This is a genomic window from Salinivibrio sp. MA351, assembly GCF_001996065.1.
Taxonomy (GTDB): Bacteria; Pseudomonadota; Gammaproteobacteria; order Enterobacterales; family Vibrionaceae; genus Salinivibrio; species Salinivibrio costicola.
Genome location: NZ_MUFG01000022.1, coordinates 13,308 through 31,398, shown reverse-complemented (window position 1 = coordinate 31,398; position 18,091 = coordinate 13,308). Strand labels below are relative to the sequence as shown.

General features: G+C 47.1%; 15 protein-coding genes. 9 read left to right on the top strand and 6 right to left on the bottom strand.

Annotation, left to right across the window (positions count from 1 at the left end; translation table 11 throughout):
* The first annotated feature begins 12 nt into the window (after positions 1-12).
* A complete protein-coding gene (locus tag BZG78_RS11790) occupies positions 13-444 on the top strand; it encodes a hotdog fold thioesterase (RefSeq protein ID WP_025744795.1) in 432 nt (143 codons plus the stop codon).
* Positions 445-507: 63 nt separating this feature from the next.
* Here the strand turns inward: BZG78_RS11790 and BZG78_RS11785 are convergent, their stop codons facing one another.
* The 4 genes from BZG78_RS11785 to BZG78_RS11775 all read right to left on the bottom strand — a co-directional run bounded on the left by BZG78_RS11785 (position 508) and on the right by BZG78_RS11775 (position 3,035).
* Entirely contained in the window at positions 508-1,302 is a 795-nt protein-coding gene (locus tag BZG78_RS11785; RefSeq protein WP_033379290.1) for a DUF2797 domain-containing protein, read from the bottom strand.
* 132 nt (positions 1,303-1,434) lie between these two features.
* Positions 1,435-1,752 (bottom strand): hypothetical protein, encoded by a 318-nt coding sequence (locus tag BZG78_RS11780; protein ID WP_077661310.1) that lies wholly within the window; start codon positions 1,750-1,752, stop codon positions 1,435-1,437.
* A gap of 95 nt (positions 1,753-1,847) precedes the next feature.
* Positions 1,848-1,991, bottom strand: a complete 144-nt coding sequence (locus tag BZG78_RS15425) for a hypothetical protein (RefSeq protein ID WP_158011801.1) — start codon at positions 1,989-1,991, stop codon at positions 1,848-1,850.
* Between the two features lie 120 nt (positions 1,992-2,111).
* A complete protein-coding gene (locus BZG78_RS11775) occupies positions 2,112-3,035 on the bottom strand; it encodes an endonuclease/exonuclease/phosphatase family protein (protein WP_158011800.1) in 924 nt (307 codons plus the stop codon).
* Positions 3,036-3,319: 284 nt separating this feature from the next.
* Between BZG78_RS11775 and nrdD the strand changes: the two genes are divergently transcribed.
* From nrdD to BZG78_RS11755, 4 genes are all read left to right on the top strand, one after another.
* On the top strand, positions 3,320-5,461 hold the full coding sequence (gene nrdD, locus BZG78_RS11770; RefSeq protein WP_077661308.1) for an anaerobic ribonucleoside-triphosphate reductase: 2,142 nt from the start codon (positions 3,320-3,322) through the stop codon (positions 5,459-5,461).
* A 10-nt stretch (positions 5,462-5,471) separates the two neighbouring features.
* Positions 5,472-5,969 carry an anaerobic ribonucleoside-triphosphate reductase-activating protein gene (nrdG, locus tag BZG78_RS11765; RefSeq protein ID WP_077661307.1) on the top strand — a complete coding sequence of 166 codons (498 nt, stop codon included), beginning with the start codon at positions 5,472-5,474 and terminating at the stop codon, positions 5,967-5,969.
* Between the two features lie 74 nt (positions 5,970-6,043).
* Positions 6,044-7,228 (top strand): amino acid aminotransferase, encoded by a 1,185-nt coding sequence (locus BZG78_RS11760; RefSeq protein ID WP_077661306.1) that lies wholly within the window; start codon positions 6,044-6,046, stop codon positions 7,226-7,228.
* Positions 7,229-7,393: 165 nt separating this feature from the next.
* Complete coding sequence (locus BZG78_RS11755) at positions 7,394-9,385, top strand: methyl-accepting chemotaxis protein (protein WP_021023861.1); 1,992 nt, start codon at positions 7,394-7,396, stop codon at positions 9,383-9,385.
* 67 nt (positions 9,386-9,452) lie between these two features.
* On the opposite strand, the gene ylqF is transcribed toward BZG78_RS11755, so the two are convergent.
* Complete coding sequence (ylqF, locus tag BZG78_RS11750; protein WP_025744796.1) at positions 9,453-10,397, bottom strand: ribosome biogenesis GTPase YlqF; 945 nt, start codon at positions 10,395-10,397, stop codon at positions 9,453-9,455.
* Positions 10,398-10,714: 317 nt separating this feature from the next.
* On the opposite strand from ylqF, the gene BZG78_RS11745 reads away from it, so the two are divergent.
* The 4 genes from BZG78_RS11745 to BZG78_RS11730 are packed head-to-tail and all read left to right on the top strand — an operon-like array spanning position 10,715 to position 16,218.
* Positions 10,715-11,992: a hypothetical protein gene (locus BZG78_RS11745; protein ID WP_077661305.1), complete on the top strand. Its 1,278-nt coding sequence runs from the start codon at positions 10,715-10,717 to the stop codon at positions 11,990-11,992.
* On the top strand, positions 11,982-12,557 hold the full coding sequence (locus BZG78_RS11740) for a hypothetical protein (RefSeq protein ID WP_077661304.1): 576 nt from the start codon (positions 11,982-11,984) through the stop codon (positions 12,555-12,557). Before BZG78_RS11745 ends, BZG78_RS11740 begins: the two co-directional genes overlap by 11 nt.
* Positions 12,551-15,343 (top strand): hypothetical protein, encoded by a 2,793-nt coding sequence (locus BZG78_RS11735; RefSeq protein WP_077661303.1) that lies wholly within the window; start codon positions 12,551-12,553, stop codon positions 15,341-15,343. Before BZG78_RS11740 ends, BZG78_RS11735 begins: the two co-directional genes overlap by 7 nt.
* A complete protein-coding gene (locus tag BZG78_RS11730) occupies positions 15,340-16,218 on the top strand; it encodes a Wadjet anti-phage system protein JetD domain-containing protein (RefSeq protein WP_077661302.1) in 879 nt (292 codons plus the stop codon). The genes BZG78_RS11735 and BZG78_RS11730 overlap by 4 nt, the downstream gene beginning before the upstream one ends.
* A gap of 151 nt (positions 16,219-16,369) precedes the next feature.
* Here the strand turns inward: BZG78_RS11730 and dgt are convergent, their stop codons facing one another.
* Positions 16,370-17,899, bottom strand: a complete 1,530-nt coding sequence (gene dgt / locus BZG78_RS11725) for a dGTPase (RefSeq protein WP_077661301.1) — start codon at positions 17,897-17,899, stop codon at positions 16,370-16,372.
* Positions 17,900-18,091 lie beyond the last annotated feature (192 nt).

Sequence of the window (18,091 nt, the reverse complement as noted above, 5' to 3'; positions counted from 1 at the left end):
AGGTGAGACATGGTGAGCATTTGGAAAAAAGACATGTCGCTCGCGGGGCTAAATGCCTCATCGGCGAATACCTTGGTTGAGCATTTAGGGATTATTTATACGGCGTTTGATGACAACAGCTTAACAGGCACCATGCCGGTTGCCGCGCATACGCATCAACCGCTGGGCATGTTGCACGGCGGTGCGTCGGTGGTGTTGGCTGAAACTTTGGGATCACTCGCCGCTAATATGTGTGTGCCTGAAGGGAAATACTGCGTCGGCCTCGATATTAACGCCAATCATTTACGCGCGATGCGACAAGGCACAGTGACCGGGGTCGCACGCCCGATTCATCTTGGGGCAACCACGCAAGTTTGGAGTATTACCCTCCAAGATGAACGCGGCCGCGATATATGCGTGAGCCGTCTTACGATGGCGGTGCTGACTGATAAAGCACACCGATAAAAGCAGACACCGTGCAAGTCTGTGGGTAGCCTTACACGGTTTTAGGGGAACCCCAAGTGTCAGTTACTCGTGCGAAGCCGTGACTTCATAGCTGGTAAATTTACGCACATTGATCACGCCAGTATCGAAAATCAAATATTGGCCCTTTATTCCTTTCAATATACCGCTTACGTGCGGATTTTTATCAAAGTTGTGGGAGCTTATCTTGGTTGGATGCTCAGTGACAGGGTAACTAAATGTCAGAGCATCTTGCTCAGCCGGCACAATGGCATCTTGACCAAATTGTAAACGGATATCAGCAAGATCGGATGCAATGGCCTGGGTGAGGCGTTCCGCTTCTGTTGGTAAATCAAGTACGTCGTTGTCCCCCTTGAGAATCGCACGCCAGTTCGTCTTGTCGGCAACGTGTTTAGCGATTGCCACCTCAACGAGGCCAGATACATGGCGGGTTTTCACACGGAAGATTGGCAGAGCCTGCGTTGCGCCTTGATCATGCCAGCGGGTTGGCATTTGGTTCGCGCGTGTGATCCCGACTTTTAGCCCAGACGTGTTGGCGAGATACACGATGTGGTCGGTCATGCAAAACTGCTCGCCCCATTCAGGCTCCCGGCATGTCCCTTGTGCATAATGACAGGTTTCAGGCTTCATAATACACATGTCACAGCGCGCTAGCTTCTTCATGCAGGGATAACAGTGACCTTGTGAATAGCTTTTTTTGGTTTTTCGACCACACGCATCACAAAAGATATTGCCAGTGTGTGTCAGGGTGAGCGTGTGGCCCAGTAGCGGGTTAAGGTGTAGTTCTTGCTCACCGACACGGAGAAAATACTGCACGGATGCGCCTGCTTCGGTGCGCATTTTATTTAAGGTTCCAATCACAACATTGCTCTTATCGTTATAAAGTGCAGAAGTGTAACAAAGGAAAGCCTAAAGCGTTAGGTAGGTCGACGCTGGGACGCACTCGTACCTACCTCTCTTATCATTTCATGCTTATCCGAGCCGATTCTCAAAGCGTTTTTGATTGTCAGTAGTGAACTCACGGTAGAGGGTCACCGACACGATCAATACCTCTTTGTGGGTATCTTCACTGACTTGGTTAATCACAAAGTAGTCAGCTTCTTCTTCTTTGACTCCACGCTCAACAAGACGAAGTACATCGTCTTGAATATTGCCCTCGATCTCGATATTCGCTGTTTTTTCGAAGTCACCAAAATCAAGGGTTGATTTGGCTATCAGTTCGGGGGCCGCAAGGGCTTGAAAAGACAGAAAAGAGGCGCATAACAGCACCGCAGAGAGAGCTTTTTTCATAATATATCGACACGTCGGTGGATTTGCTGACAACGTAACAAGGGTAGGATGACGCGTTGTCAGCGTGAAGTTAAATTAACGCTGAGGCAATCAGGCTAGCGTGTGGCGTCTTCAATATCATCACTAAAGACATCATTGTGGCCCGCTATGTTGGGGCGATGATACGCCGATGTATCATCAAGATAATCGGCTAACAGGTCATCATCTGTTGGGATAACCTGATGCTGTAAACTGTTCATTTTTTCTCCTTGAGTGATCGTTAACCCATCACATATAGCAAGGCTAACGGCTCACTGTGTCAATACCATGACATTCCTAGCGGCATTAAGACCTTCTCAACCTTTTGCGATTGGGTCAATCTATTTCGACGCCGACTCAATGTCGAAGTGCGCAACAATCGGGCAGTGGTCGCTGAGCCGGTATGTCATTACCTTGTGGTAGTCAAACTGATACTGAAAACTGTACTGCCATTGGGCTGCAAGAGGCTCAGAGACCAAAACATGATCCACTAAGCGGCTGTACATCACCTGGTTCCAGGTTTGAGTACGCCAGTTGTAACGACGTGCTTTACAGCGTGCTCGCACGTTTTTGGTGACGTTGACGATGTTGGGGGGATTGGCATCGATTTCAAGGCGATGAGCGTTAAATGTATGCCAAAATGGATCATTATTTTCCCCGATGTAGCGATTAAAGTCGCCGGCAATGATAACGTTTTTATCATCACGATCCGCGAGCCATTCCGCGAGCGCTCTGAATTGTTGACTCAGTTTTTTACAGCTGCTTGTGCCTTGGCGTTGGTGAAAACATCCCGACTTGAGATGAACGGATAATAAGTGAATAGGTGCATGGCCAGGAGGCGTGATCACCACATAGGCGCCATAACGCAAAGAAGGGGGTCCAAACAGTCCGGGTAAGGCAATCTCACGAAAATCCTTCCGATCGTCCACCTGCCAACCTTTGCGCACGGCGATGCCAGTCAGCTGCTGACTGTGAGAAGAGGATTTGAGTGCGGCGTAACGGTCGGAAAAGTAATAGTTATATTTTTCTTTTGGTATCACACGGGCTAACGCCTCAGGGCTATCGACCTCCTGAAATGCCAACACGTCTGGAGAGATCTGCGCCAATATGGCCGCGAGTTGTAGGTAATCCTCTTCATGGCGAATACCAGCCCGTTGATCGGTCTTTAAGGTTAGCCATTCAAAATTCCATGTTGCTACCGTGAGTGCATAGCTTGGGGCAACATATAGCCCTAGCAGCACCAACAGTCCGACGCGTCGAAGCACGATTGCCCCTTACCTTAATCATTTGCTTTTCACCGTGATCCTACTGCAAATATTCAACGTGTAGGTGAGTTCGCGATCAAATTGCGGACAAGGTTTGATTTTCGCTAACAATTGCAACAAGACAGATCAGCAAATTGGAGAACAGATAGGCGTTTGAACGGCCGACTTTGGTTATTCGAAAGTTCGATGATCTGAGTCAACACAATCGATCCCGCATTTGCTATCTAATGCCACATCTTGTGTTTATGATGTTTTTATAATCCTATATATGGTGTGGAGGGCATATGCCAGCGGTAATTAAGCGCGACGGAACACGCGTCCCATTTGATGCAGATCGTATCGTTCAGGCGGTGACGTGTGCGCGAGAATCAGCGCAGTCGCTGCGTGACGTTGAATCATGCCCATTGACTGATGAGGCGATTCGTCGTTTAGCGGATACCATTGCGACGCAATTTGCTGGCGATGCCGAAGTAGACATCGATCACATCCAATATGCGGTAGAAGATGTGCTTATGGCTGGCCCGCATAAAGCGGTCGCGCGCGCGTACATTGAATACCGCCACGATAGAGACATTGCACGAGAGCGCCGAGGGCGATTGAATCATGAGGTACAAGGGTTGGTCGGTCAAACGAACACCGAGTTGCTGCATGAAAACGCCAACAAAGACAGCAAAGTTATTCCGACGCAACGCGATCTACTCGCGGGCATCGTGGCGAAGCATTACGCCAAACAGCACATGCTACCGAGCGCCGTTGTCCGCGCCCATGAATCCGGCGAAATTCATTACCACGATTTAGACTATGCGCCTTTCTTCCCCATGTTTAATTGCATGTTGATTGACTTAGCCGGCATGTTGCAAAAAGGATTTAAAATGGGGAACGCAGAAATTGCCCCGCCTAAGTCGATTTCGACCGCCACAGCGGTGACGGCACAAATTATCGCGCAAGTGGCGAGTCATATATACGGTGGCACCACCATCAATCGTATTGATGAGGTGTTAGCGCCTTACGTTGAAGCAAGCTACCAAAAACATTTACTTGTGGCGCGAGAGTGGGCCATTGCTGAGCCCGAGGCATATGCGCGAGCAAGAACCGATAAAGAGTGCTTTGATGCGTTTCAATCGCTGGAGTATGAGGTAAACACCTTACATACGGCCAATGGGCAAACCCCGTTTGTTACGTTTGGGTTAGGGCTCGGTGAATCATGGTCTGCGCGTGCAGTACAACGTGCTATTTTAGCCAACCGTATTGCCGGTTTGGGCGAAAATCGCAAAACCGCTGTGTTCCCTAAATTGGTCTTTTGCATTCGCGAGGGCTTAAACCGACAGCCTGACGATCCGAACTATGACATCAAGCAACTTGCGCTTGAATGCGCCTCAAAACGAATGTATCCCGATATTCTCAATTATGACCAAGTTGTATCGGTCACCGGTTCGTTTAAAACTCCGATGGGCTGCCGAAGCTTCTTAAGTGACTATGAAGAAAACGGCGAATTGATCCATGAAGGGCGGAATAACTTGGGCGTGGTCAGTGTCAATTTACCCAGATTGGCGATTGAAGCAGAAGGGGATGAAGACGCCTTTTATGCGCGCCTCGATGCAACGTTAAATATTGCTCGTCAGGCACTCGATACTCGAATTGCGCGTTTTAAAGGGGTAAAAGCCCGCGTGGCGCCCATTTTATATATGGAAGGTGCATGTGGGATCCGCCTTAACCCAGATGATGAAGTCAGTGAGATTTTCAAACATGGCCGAGCATCGATTTCGCTAGGGTATATTGGCCTACACGAAACGATTAATGCCCTTTATGGCAGCACGCCGCATCTTTACGACAGCGTGGTTAAGCAAAAGAAAGCGAAAGCGATTGTCGCCTACTTGCATGATGCGACCGAGCGCTGGAAAGAAGAAACAGGCTATGGCTTTAGTTTGTATAGCACCCCGAGTGAGAACCTCTGTAGTCGTTTTTGCCAGCTTGATACGCAAGCCTTTGGTGTGCTTGAAGGGGTGACGGATAAGGGCTATTACACCAACAGCTTCCACCTCGACGTGGAAAAACAAGTCACACCTTACGATAAAATCGATTTCGAAATGGACTATCCACGCTTAGCCAATGGTGGCTTTATTTGCTATGGCGAGTATCCCAACATCCAGCATAATTTAGAAGCGTTGGAGAACGTCTGGGATTATAGCTACGATCGCGTGCCGTACTATGGCACCAATACGCCGATCGATGAATGCTATGAATGTGGGTTTACCGGCGAATTTGATTGCACCAGCAAAGGCTTTACCTGTCCGGCATGTGGTAATCACGACCCAGCGCGCGTGTCGGTGACTCGTCGCGTCTGTGGCTATTTGGGTAGCCCGGATACACGTCCATTTAACCCAGGTAAGCAGCAAGAAGTGATCCGCCGCGTTAAACATATGTAGGGAGTATATCGTGCATTATCACCAGTATATCCCGGTCGATATTGTCAATGGGCCTGGCACGCGCTGCACTTTGTTTGTCTCAGGTTGTGAGCATCAATGTCGAGGCTGTTATAACAAAGCCACATGGCCGCTGAAAAGTGGCCACCTTTTCACTGATGTGATTAAAGATCAGATCATTCGTGATCTTCTCGATACACGGATCCCGCGGCGCGGTTTATCGTTAAGTGGTGGCGATCCTTTGCATCCTGCTAACCTCGACAGTGTAAAAAAATTGTTACAAGAGGTGGTGTTAAGTGCCCCGGATAAAGACATTTGGTTGTGGACAGGCTACACGCTGGAACAATTATCCTCTGAGCAGCAAGAGGTGGTGGCGTTGATTGATGTGTTGATCGACGGCAAATTTATCCAAGCAGAGGCCGATCCAAACCTCGTATGGCGGGGGAGTGCCAACCAATGCGTACACTTTCTGTCCGAGCGTGCGCAACATCGACAAGAGAATCGCGGGTAAGAGGTTGCCAATTTTCCCGCATGGGGTAGGGTATAGCGTATCTTGAGCATCCAGGCTTAAAAGGACGTATTACTATGTTAGATCTGCTCTCGCCTGCCCAGCAGGATCCCATTCTCTCTTTGTCACTGGCTTATCGTGACGATCCGCGTGAGCATAAAATGGACTTAGGCATTGGCGTTTACCGTGATAGTCATGGTCAAACGCCAATTATGCAAGCCGTTAAAGCGGCACAACAATCCCTAGCGCAAACTCAGCAAACGAAAGCCTATGTTGGCCTGGCCGGCAATGAAAACTTCAACCAAGCTATGGTCGATCTCTTACTCAAAGGGACGGACGCATATGACCGTTGTGCCGCCGTGCAAACACCAGGCGCAAGTGGGGCGCTGCGTATGCTGGCCGATCTGATGAATCTCGCGAAGCCGGTGACCACCGTATGGTTGACAGACCCCAGCTATGTGAATCACAAGCCGGTGATGGAAGCGGCAGGCCTGACGGTGAAATTCTATCCGTATTTTAATCGTGAGACCAAAATGGTGGATGCCGATGCCATGCTGAATGCCTTATCACAGGCGGGCGCCGACGATGTGGTATTGTTACACGGTTGTTGTCATAACCCCACAGGTGCTGATATAAGCCTGAAGGAATGGGAAGCGATCACAGAGCTTGCAAATCGCAACGGATTTACCCCCTTTGTTGATATTGCCTATCAAGGCTTTGGTGATGGGGTAGAAGAAGATGCTCGGGGTTTGCGTCTTTTAGCCGATAATGTTGAAGAGCTATTAATTGCGACATCTTGCTCTAAGAGTTTTGGCTTGTATCGAGAACGTACAGGCGCGGCGATTGTGGTGGGTAAATCTGCCCAAGAAGCGCAGAATGCGAAAGGGCGCATCATGCAACTGGCGCGCAGCACCTATACCATGCCACCGGATCACGGTGCCGCAATTGTCGAAACCATTTTGACGGATGATGCGCTTACGCAGCAATGGCGCAATGAAATTAAAGCCATGAACACCCGCATTAATGCCTTACGAGAAGGCCTGACGTTAGCCCTTCGCGATCGCACAGGTGACGGTTATTTTGATTTTATCCAACACCATCGTGGCATGTTTTCCGTACTTGGTTTGACTGGTGAGCAGATCCATCAGTTGCGAGACAAACACGGCGTCTATGCGGTAGGAGATAGCCGGATAAACATTGCTGGCCTGGCAGAGCGACATATCGATAGGTTGGCCGATGCGCTGGTGGATGTGACGTCATAAACAATGATAATTACATAAAGGCATTAGCATACGCCCGTTGTACTTCGGTACGACGGGTTTTTTATAATCGTGCACACATAATGTGATGCTCCCCCACGCTTTTCTTGGTACACAAAAGTATGGTGATGTGAGTAGCTGAGCTGTTCGTAAATAGGGAATATTTTCATGCAACCGACTCGATCACCGTTTGCCACCATACAAGGTCGATACAGTATCGGATTGATCGTCTTTTTACTGATCGCGACGATCCTGACTGTTTTTAGCATACAGACATGGATTGCACCGACGCTAAAAAAAGAGGGAGAAGAAAGACTTAAGCTTAACCTGAATGAAGTGGGTCGCGATATTACCTTCGCTCTTCGTGAAGTAAAAGCGCAGCAGCGCGCCATTACGCAACTTATCCCAACCTTAACCAGCGCCCAAATCGATACCCAACTACCGCACCTTATTGATCAGTACGGCAACCCTCTGGTATTTGGAGGCGGTATATGGCCACTACCTAATAAACGCCTCGCGGGCGTTGATCGCGCCTCTACCTTTTATCACCGTGATGACAGCGGACAATTAGTTGAGAATACTTACTGGAATAGCGACGAGGCCCCAAATTATTACACCCAACCTTGGCATCGTGCGGGTCAAAATGCGCCTCGGGGAGCATGCGTTTGGGCCAATGCTTATAAAGATGGTGCCAGCGCTCAGCCTCGTACCAATTGTGCCATGGGGATTTATCAGCAAGGCAATTTATATGGTGTAGCAACCATTGATGTCACGCTTGGTTTTTTTAATCAATTGGTCGCGGAAAAGCAAAAAGCCTTAGATGCCAACATTGCCATTGTGGAATCCGATGGCAAGATCCTTAGCCAAAGCCGTGGTGGTTTCACGCGTGACGATGTACTTAAATCGGTCTCACGTTTCAACACGCCTTTCGCCAAGGCTATTGATACGGCTCTAAATCAACAGACGCAGCGTTTGATCTTTGAAGGTAAAGACCAGGAGCAAACTTTATTGCTGTCGCCAGTCTCTGGTACGCCATGGACGCTGGTCGTTGCCAAGCCAACCTCGGCACTCACGGCGTTGAGCGATAAAATTCTCACCACCCTTGCTTGGATCCAGTTACCTCTGATCGGCTTATTGCTCGTGGTCATGCTCATTGCGTTTAAACGACTTCATGGCCGATTTGCGACATTTAAGCAAAATGTGGATAGCTTATCCTCAGGCGATGCGGATCTCACACTACGATTGCCGACAAAAGGTAATGATGAGCTGGATAGCATCTCTCATTCAGTGAATGACTTCATCGCGTACTTGCAAGACTTAGTGCAGAAAGTGATGAGCGCAAATCAAACCTGTTCGAACTATGTTGAGCAAATCAGTCATGATGCTAGCCAAACCTTATCGACATTAGATGCCCATGTAAGAGAAACAGAAGGCGTTGCTACCGCGATTAATCAACTAAGTGCCTCTGCTTCTGATGTCGCGGAAAACGTTAATCAAAGCCATGATGTCACGCGTCAGATGCAATCAGAAGCCCAGCAAGCGCGTGAAGAGACGCAGGCATCGACACGCAGTGTCTTAGCCCTTGTCGATAACGTGGAAACCAGTGAGCAAAAAGTCGCGCAAATGCGAGAGCATACTAAAGCAATTGAATCGATTCTCGGCGTGATTGGTGATATTGCAGAACAGACTAACTTACTGGCCTTGAATGCGGCGATTGAAGCGGCTCGGGCGGGCGACCAGGGACGCGGTTTTGCGGTTGTCGCGGATGAAGTGAGAAACCTCGCCTCGCGGACGCAACAGAGCACCGGTGAAGTCGATAAGATGTTGGCACAGGTCAGTGACGCTGTGACACAGGCCAGTCAATCTATGCAGGAGACGAGAGAGCAGTGTGTTTCATCTTCAGAGAGTAGCCAACAGGTTGAGCAGCGGATTGAAACCATGACCCAATCAGTGACGCAGGTTGACGAGCTAAGCACGCAAATCGCCACGGCTGCCACCGAGCAAAGCCAGGTCACTGAAGATATTAGTCAAACCATGACGTCTATCCGTGATATCGTCGCTAAGCTGCATCAACATGGGCAAACTACCGAGCAGCGTGCACATGATTTACAAGCGGCAAATACGGCGTTGCAACAATTAGTGGGGCAATTTAAAGTCTAGCTGCATCCTTGCCAAAGGAGCCGAATGCCCCTTTGGCATGAGACTGGTTGTCATGTCACTGGCTGTATTAACGCTTGTTTTTGAGGTAACGCTTACGACGGGCCTCTTTTTTAGCGGCTTTTTCTTCCTCTCGACGGGCGTTGTCTTCTTCAACCTGCACCAGCTCGGTTTCAATCATGTCCGGTTTCTCTAACGTGAGGCCACCTAGCGCACCGGCGCGTAAATCATGCAACAGCACTTCTGAGGCTTTGTGCAAGTCAACCCGCCCTCCCGCGCGCAGACAACCGCGCTTGGCACCAATCGCTTCCATCAACTCAATGTCTGTGTCGGGTAATACATCAAGCTGATAGCGTTCTTGTAGCCGCTCGGGGTAGGCACTCGCCAAGTACTCCACGGTATAAAAAGCCACTTCGTCGTAGTCCATTGCTGTATCTTTCACAGCGCCGGTTGCTGCGAGACGAAAACCGCTATGTGGGTTCTCAACCTTTGGCCATAAAATTCCCGGTGTATCAGAGAGCACTACGCCGTTTTGCAAGTTAATCCGTTGCTGCTGGCGCGTCACGGCGGGCTGGTTGCCTGTTTTTGCAATCACTCGGCCGGCAAGGCTGTTAATGATGGTGGACTTGCCTACGTTAGGGATCCCCATGATCATTGAGCGAATATTTTTACCCATGGCTTCGCGATGAGGGGCCAGTGCGCGGCACCGCTCCATGATTCGATTGACTTCACTTTGCTGCTGCGTGGTGATCGCCATTGCTGAAACGCCTTGCTCTTGCTCCAAGTGGGCCATCCAAATATCTGTCATAGCCGGATCGGCAAGATCGCGTTTGTTCAGTACTTTGATCACTGGCTTGTCGCCACGCAGTGTGCGGATCAGAGGGTTTTCGCTACTAAAGGGGATGCGTGCGTCGAGCACTTCGATGATCACATCGATCTTAGGGACGACTTCTTCGATTTCCTTTCGAGCCTTGTGCATATGGCCCGGAAACCACTGGATCTTGTTGTTAACCATGTTTGTACAACCTTGCTGATGCGAATGCGCCAACGTCATACAAGTCAGTGGCGCGACAATGGCGCGCATCATACCACTTAACGGTATCGATGAGAAAAGCTGAGGTGTTCTGGATTATCGATGACAACGCGCGGTATCGAAATAGCTACTCTCACCTAATAGACTACGTGCGCAATTTAGATCCTAGTCTAGTTATTCGACATGTTTATGCGTTTAGTGTTTACCTACTGCTATTAAGGAGACATCATAAAAATAGTTAAACCTGCAGATAGTCTCGGCGGAATGAAAGCCGGCAAGTCGTTGAATAAGGGAGTGAAATGGTCGCACCTAAAAGTCTCATTTTTCAGTTACATCAACATTGGGAGGTTATTGAGCAGCTAACGCGGCTTTCGCGAGAGTTTCCAGCGTTTGAGCTGAGAGTACTTGAGCAGGTGATCAATCAATTCAAAAATAAGCAAACAGACAGTAATACTGTACTCACTAGCCTTGTTAATGCAGATATATTGCAACCTATTAACCGAAGTAGTGACTATCAGCTAAATACATTAGTCGTGGATTTTGTGAGAGGCTTGACGCAAGAGCATGAGCTTGGCTTATCAGCGGTACTTAGAGCGCGAGTCGACGCGATTAAAGACGCCACCAGCCAGGTGTTAGAAGGGCTAGATGGGTCGGACAATGATTTGCTGCGTGCCGGCGCGAACAGACTCTCAGAGCTTGTCAGAAAGATCACCCAACAGCTAATCCAAGACAAACAAGCAATTTTTGAAATAGCAGAATTAGCGAAATCGGCGGATACCAGTATGCCGATTGAGCGTCGTTACCGTGAAGTCCTAGAAGTGTACGATCAATACGTTGAGCCGATGAACGAAATGATGGACAGCGGCCTTGGTGGTAGCTTCTACCCGTTATTAGAAAAAGCAGAAGAAGCACTGGATGATGCGGTCGATCGACTCTCGATACGTGGAGCTTTGTATCAACAAAGGCTGGCGATGCGCCAGATTGCTTATCAAGTGAAAGAGCTTCGTTATCAAGGACGCGTCATTGCTCAACAATGTGCTGATACTTTGCTGCCATTACGTGAGGAAGCAAGACAGCATAACCAGCTTTCAGCGGTGATTAGTAAGCAGCTCAGTCAAGTTCGTAAAAAGGGATTAGCGCGAGGGCTCAACGCCAAGGGGCTACCTTTGTGGACAAGTAGCCGTGTCACCAAAATTCAATTGGGCAATGAGGTGCGCGAATTAATGGCTGAATTCATGAATTTTGAGCCTATTGCTGTCGTTTTCCCTGATGAAGGAGATGGACCGACGAGTTCAACGGTCAGCTGGGTGGATGAAGCGCGGTTGAGAGAAAAGCTGAGCGATTCGTTGCCGGTTGACAATCTTATGATATGGCTGAGGGAACACTATCCGCATTTATCGGACGCAGCGTTATTAAGACTTTACCATGAACTTGTGCAAGAGCCTCAATGGGAAAGCACGTTAGGGCCACACTCGAATACTACAGCGTTAAACACCGTCGCCGTTACTTATTACCCCCATAAAATCAGGGCATTAACTGATCCAACTCCTGCAAAGGGTATAGATCATGCGAAATAGTAAAATCGATTTAAATGAACTGGCATATTTGACCGAGTTATTTCACCTTTTTAGCTCTGGACGACACCTTAACCGCTCGGCGGATGCCGCGCTATGGCATGAGCTTGAGCTGCAAGCAGAACAGTATCAGTATCTATTTGCAAACCTAGGTTTTGATTTGCGCATTGATGGACGCGGCTTTGCTTGGTTTCATGATGAAGAAGGTAATCAGAACATCAATAAACAATCGCGTCATTTAGCGTTATTGCTAATGGTGCTATTTGATCATCAAGCGGATAGCGGTCGCTCCCTTGGTCAGTTTTACCAATGGACAATTGATAACACCTTACTCGATGACATTTACGAAAAGCATCAAGGACTTTTGGATGCAGAAGAGCTAGACCGAGATGCACTCGCAAAGATACTCGACAATGCTGTGCGAAAAGGTTTCGCTGTTCAAGAGAACAATCACTGGCGTTTGTTGCCGTCGGTATATCGCTACCTTGATCACTTCCAAGCAATTACAGAGCACGCATCTGAGAGTGATATAGCGGCTACGGCTTATGAGGAAGATGAATCATGTTAAGTTATGGCTTTCAACGTGTAGCGTTAATCGGCAGTGCGGGATACCAGCGCGCTGAACTTCCTCTCGATGATTCTGTGTCATTAATCGCACCCAATAACCATGGCAAAACAAGCCTTATCAATGCGCTTCAATTTCTGCTTATCATCGATCAGAGAAAAATGGATTTTGGCTCGCACACGCGAGATCAAACGCGTCGCTTTTACTTCCCAAATAATAGCGCCTACATCTTACTAGAAGTAATTCTACCGCAAACGGGCACAGTAGTGTTTGGGTGTGTCGGTAAAGGGGTGGGCCATGACTATGAGTACTTTGCCTACAAGGGAGAGTTGAATTTAGACGATTATCGTTTAGATGATGGTAATATCGTCAGCCAACCAAAGCTTGTCAGTCACTTAGCAAAAAAGAAATATAGCGTCCATCGATATAACGAGAGGGACTTCCGTCACTTGATTTATGGCGGTGCACAAAGCAAGAAGACGAGCGATATTGATTTTACCGTATTCAAGCTTGAGCACATTAGCGATGCCCGTTCCTTTCAGCAGGTACTCACCAAGACGCTGCGGCTCGACAAACTAAATTCTAGTGATGTGAAAGAATATTTGTTAGCGATATTTAGTCGAGAGTTACCCAACGCCAGCATTGATTTTAAGCAGGAATGGGAAAAAGCGTTTCAAGACATTAATCTAGAGCGCGAGCAGTACCTAGTCGCTTGCAATAATCGAGAGACGATTCAACAACTCGAGCAAAAGTTTGAGCGTACCTTATCTTTACGAGGAAAGATCGCGGTATGCCAACCGAAAGTGGATACGTTGCTAAAAGACTGGCATGGTCACGTTCAAACGACGAGGGAACAGCTAGTTAAGCAAAAGGCTAAGCTTGAACAAGCCTCACGTGAACTTCGAGACCAAGATATCGCTCTAGCTGGAGAACGCCAGGACTTAGCCAATAAACTGGCAGAGCTAGATCGTATGGAGCAGCATTATCAAGAGCTTAAAGCGCGCTTTGCCCTAATTCCGAATCAAGAGTTCCTAGAGAGTCAGTTACGATCCGCCGAGAAAGAGTATGAAGCGCAGGCCACATTATTTGTTCAGTCCCAGCGCTCCTCTTCCGAGATGCTTAGCAAACAATTGCAAGAAAAAGAACAGCAGCGCCAGCGGTTGCAGTATCAACAGCGAACCCTAAATGACAATTTATACCTTCACCTTTCTAAGACGCTCAATACACACGAGTTAGATAATCTAAACAAAGTGCTCAGCCAACAAGTTCTGCAACTGCCACCCTCGCAGTACTCGCTTAATGCTGAGCAGTTGCGAAGCGTTTTTAATCGCGAGTCCTCACAGCAATGCTTGCTCCCCGGCTTAACATTGTCGCTTCATGAGCTATTGCCTCAGCATGTGCAAAAAACAGAGTCAGAGGTTTTGGAGGAAATTGGTAGCGTTAATGAGCAAATAAACGAGCTCAAAGAATTACTTCAAGCGAGTAGAGAGCAAGAGGCGGCTGAGAGGAAAAAGGCCGAATTAAATAGTGCCGTTAGGCAGTGTGAACAAGAGCTAAAAGACTTCCAACAGTTACAAGAGTTAACACACAATCAAGCACAGCGAATCGAGCAAAGACAGGCTGTTGAGAAACAGCGAGTAGCGATTAACGATGCGCTTAACAACTCAGGAGAAAAGCAAGCCGATCTTTCAAGGCAATTAAGTGAGGTAGCGGATAAGCTTAATAAGCTGGCTTCAGACGAGAGCAGTGTTGAAAAACTAAAAAAACAAAGAATAGATGACCAAGCGCTATTTAGCGGGCTTTCTGACCAGCCACATTCGCCCTGGATAGCGGGGGATGATTGGTCTTTGGCGTCACTTCCGGATCGTCTTCAGGACTACATTGAAGATTGTAAAGCCCTTGATCAGCTATCAAAAGAACTGCGCCAAATGAAAAATGAATTGGGTCAAAAAGGGCTGACTAAGTTTCAGATGGCGCAAACACAAGATGAAGAATTAGAGGGTATTATTCAATTCAATCATTGTTTGGACGATGAGAAAAAAGCACTGGAAAGGCGGGCCCGATCGGCCGTCGTCAACGTCACTGCCAGTTTAAGAGAGCTGCGCAGTGGTTTATATGCATTGCAAAGTAAGATGAAGGAATTCAACCGCCTGATCAGCCAAAGGCAGCTGTCAGATCTTAAAATTTTCAAAATTGAGCCAGTCGAACAAAGTCTGCTTGTTGATGCGATGAATGTGCTGATCCAACAAGCAGAGCAAACTGAAAGTGGTCAAAGTTTTGAGCTATTTGATCAGGGCAGCATCCTCGATGATGCTGATTTAGAGCGCGCGAAGAGCCTGCTGATTGATGAGGGCAATGCTCGCCAAGGTTTAAGAGTAGCAGACTTATTCCGGCTTGAATTTGTCGTTGCCAAGCACGGCCAGCCGCAAGAGTCATTTGAAGAAATTGATAGTGCCGCCTCTAACGGAACCGTATTGATGGCGAAGCTTGTGACGGGTCTGGCGATGTTGTACCTCATGCAAGATAAACGCCACCAAATGAAAGCAGTCTGTTATTTGGATGAAGCGTCAGCTTTGGATACCCAGAACCAAACGAGCTTGATAGAGATTGCGGATCAATTCGGTTTTGCCTTGATATTTGCCTCACCAGCCCCCTTAACCACCGCGCGTTATTGTGTGCCAATTCACCAAGCCAATGGCAAAAATCATATTAGTCGAAATAGCTGGCAGATTTTCGAACCACTAGAGAGTCAAGAGCTGCCCCAATCATATGCAGAGTCATCGCTATGAGCCAGGCGTTGGTGAAAGCACTCTCGCGACTCGTTGAGGTTTACCCTGATTCCGTTGCCGGAAGTACAATGACACCGTCTCAAAAGAAGCAGCTTGAAGCGTTCAATCACAAAACGCGGTGTGTGCAAATTACGCCTAAAGGCCGTGGTGTTGTTTATCGAATTCAAGATATAGATGTAGCCGCCGTTGAACTTGAACGATTAGCCCCCGACCAACGTGTATCTTCCAGTGTACCGCAACGATCGGCAAACATAGCCTCGACACGCAGCAGCAAACAAGGATACGCAGGTCACGATGTCACTTACGCTCTGGCTAAAACGGTTGCTAACCCTTTGTGGGAGGTTTCCGGCGTGCCAACCGAGCACTTAAATGCAGCCACAGAAGCGTTTGGTGTCTTGTCGCTTGAGGTGGGCGGAGAGCGAAATAGACATCTTCACACAGAACATTCCATTTGGCTGGTGGAGAATCAAGCGCTATTTGACAGACTAGATTGGTTGCCTAATAACGAACCTACTACCGTTATTTGGTACCGCGGGCAGCTACACAACAAACTAATTGATTGGTTATCGGTGCCTGAAAGGGCACCGATAGTCTACTTTTTTGCTGACTATGATGGAGTAGGGCTGAATAACTACCGCCGCCTCAAAGAGAAGCTTACAGAAAGAGCAGAGTTTTGGATGATGCCGAATTGGAAGGCGTTTTTGTTGCGTTATGGACAAAACCAGCTTTGGGTTGACACGGCCCGGGATTTTGCCTCTTTCGAGCGCAATAGCCAAAAGCTTTTAGCACAGTCATCAGAGTTACGAGAGTTGGTGACGAAAATGAAGAAGCATGGCTTAGCTTTGGAGCAAGAGGTGATTTGGTTGAATGACTAATATCTGTGATTTCATCTTATATTTACAGGTATACATTAGTGGATTGATGATAATTCAAAATGAATTCTCGTGAATAGTTAAATTAAGAGTGATTAAAAGGGAAGATGACTTCCCTTATATTGTAATTACATTTCAGATTGTCTGCTTTTACTTAGTCCAACACATGTAGATTACGATATTCGTCATAAGCGTACTGATCGGTCATGCCGCTAATATAGTCTTGGATGAGGCGGACTCGAAAATAAAACTCCCAAATATCGTCATCAAAGTCATAGGGTAAGTACGTAAGGTCAGACGGTTTATTTTTTTCTTTCTCTAACCTTTGCATAGCGATTTCGTATGCTCGAAGGTGCTTGTTCGGTAGTTTTTTGTAGAGTCTTCTCTCGTATAGAGGGGCTTCTTTAATGTTGGTAAAAGTCTCTTTTCTTAATAGTAATAATGGCTTATACGCTTCAAGTAACCCCGTAATGATTCTATATCCTTGTAGCTCACTTTTTTCTACTTCTGGATCGCAGAAAGCATAGTTCATAGCAACATTCTTAAGAGCTTTTACTAATGCATGATTATCACTATGATCTTCAATTAGCGCTCTATTGAAGCTCCCGTGAAATACCTTCTCTATGTTATCTATAAACTGTTTGCATGCATGTTTTGGTAGGCGTTTTTTTATTTCCACGCGAAGAGTAATGAAGAAGTGGCTGTTCGCACAGTTATCGGATTTTGAAGCGCTTTCACTGGCGACATCAACGATCTTTTTCATCTCTTCACTGTTTTGCAAATCGTACTCTTTTACAAGAGATTGGTATTCGTCGTTTAAAACTTCTTTGAGTTGATCTACTGTGAGAATGCCTTTTTCAACAGCATCCTCAATGTCTGCAATGCCGTAGGAAATATCATCCGCAGCTTCCATTATGTATGAAAATGGAGAGCGGCAATGAGAGTCCATTGACAGCACCGTTTTTAGTGACTCTATGTAGCGGTGTTCACTTAAGTAATAACCCACTTTTTTCATCAAATAGTCATAGTCATGTAATTCCGAGTTGCTCTTTGTTTTAGGCGATGGTTGATCCCCACGGCGAGTATACTTGAACACACCAGATACTTGCGAATAGGTTAGATTGAGCTCGAGTAGAGTGTGAACTAGGCGGATAGCCTGTGCGTTACCTTCGAAATTGGTAAGATCTTGTTGGATTGGCTTTGGTAAGTCGATTGTGGGCTCACCGTTCTTATCCATTACAAGAGATAGTAAATTTCTAGAAAACCAATCGTTTATAGCTWGCTCTCCAAAATGTCCGAAAGGTGGATTGCCAATGTCATGCATTAAACATGACATTTCGACTATCGACTCAAATTGACGTTCTAATCCGGTTAGCTCGTATTCTTGTTTAGATTCTTCAGAGAGCTCTTTAAAGATTAATTGAGTGATGTATCGACCAACTTGTTGAACTTCGAGAGAATGAGTGAGACGACTGCGAACTGCAGCATTACGTTCGAGGGGAAAGACTTGAGTTTTTTGTTGAAGCCTTCTGATTGCAGCTGAGTTGAGGATCCTACCTCGATCACTTTCGAAGCTTTCTTGTGCTGCAATTTTGCTGGATTCAGTCAGTGGACGAGGTTTAATGGCTTTTCCGCTATGATATACCCTTGTTCCTCGAACTTTTTCTTTGAAGTTGATAGCCATAATAGTTCCTCTTTGTTTAACGCGCTGAAGAAACTATACCTAAGATTCTAGTCGGCTCATATTAGATTGGATAAATAATGTGATTAGGGATTTAGTCATTGTGAAGAACATTGACTTGGGGAGGATGACCAAAAAGCTGGTTTTTAGCTGTATTTAGTGAGATGTTCCGGTATTTATCTATTGACTTTATTG

What these genes read in the sequence shown, in the direction of transcription:
- BZG78_RS11785 (WP_033379290.1), bottom strand. Translation starts at nt 1,302, where the DNA reads ATGCGCACCGAAGCAGGCGCATCCGTGCAGTATTTTCTCCGTGTCGGT.
- BZG78_RS11780 (WP_077661310.1), bottom strand. Translation starts at nt 1,752, where the DNA reads ATGAAAAAAGCTCTCTCTGCGGTGCTGTTATGCGCCTCTTTTCTGTCT.
- BZG78_RS15425 (WP_158011801.1), bottom strand. Translation starts at nt 1,991, where the DNA reads ATGAACAGTTTACAGCATCAGGTTATCCCAACAGATGATGACCTGTTA.
- nrdD (WP_077661308.1), top strand. Translation starts at nt 3,320, where the DNA reads ATGCCAGCGGTAATTAAGCGCGACGGAACACGCGTCCCATTTGATGCA.
- BZG78_RS11760 (WP_077661306.1), top strand. Translation starts at nt 6,044, where the DNA reads ATGTTAGATCTGCTCTCGCCTGCCCAGCAGGATCCCATTCTCTCTTTG.
- BZG78_RS11755 (WP_021023861.1), top strand. Translation starts at nt 7,394, where the DNA reads ATGCAACCGACTCGATCACCGTTTGCCACCATACAAGGTCGATACAGT.
- ylqF (WP_025744796.1), bottom strand. Translation starts at nt 10,397, where the DNA reads ATGGTTAACAACAAGATCCAGTGGTTTCCGGGCCATATGCACAAGGCT.
- BZG78_RS11745 (WP_077661305.1), top strand. Translation starts at nt 10,715, where the DNA reads ATGGTCGCACCTAAAAGTCTCATTTTTCAGTTACATCAACATTGGGAG.
- BZG78_RS11740 (WP_077661304.1), top strand. Translation starts at nt 11,982, where the DNA reads ATGCGAAATAGTAAAATCGATTTAAATGAACTGGCATATTTGACCGAG.
- BZG78_RS11735 (WP_077661303.1), top strand. Translation starts at nt 12,551, where the DNA reads ATGTTAAGTTATGGCTTTCAACGTGTAGCGTTAATCGGCAGTGCGGGA.
- BZG78_RS11730 (WP_077661302.1), top strand. Translation starts at nt 15,340, where the DNA reads ATGAGCCAGGCGTTGGTGAAAGCACTCTCGCGACTCGTTGAGGTTTAC.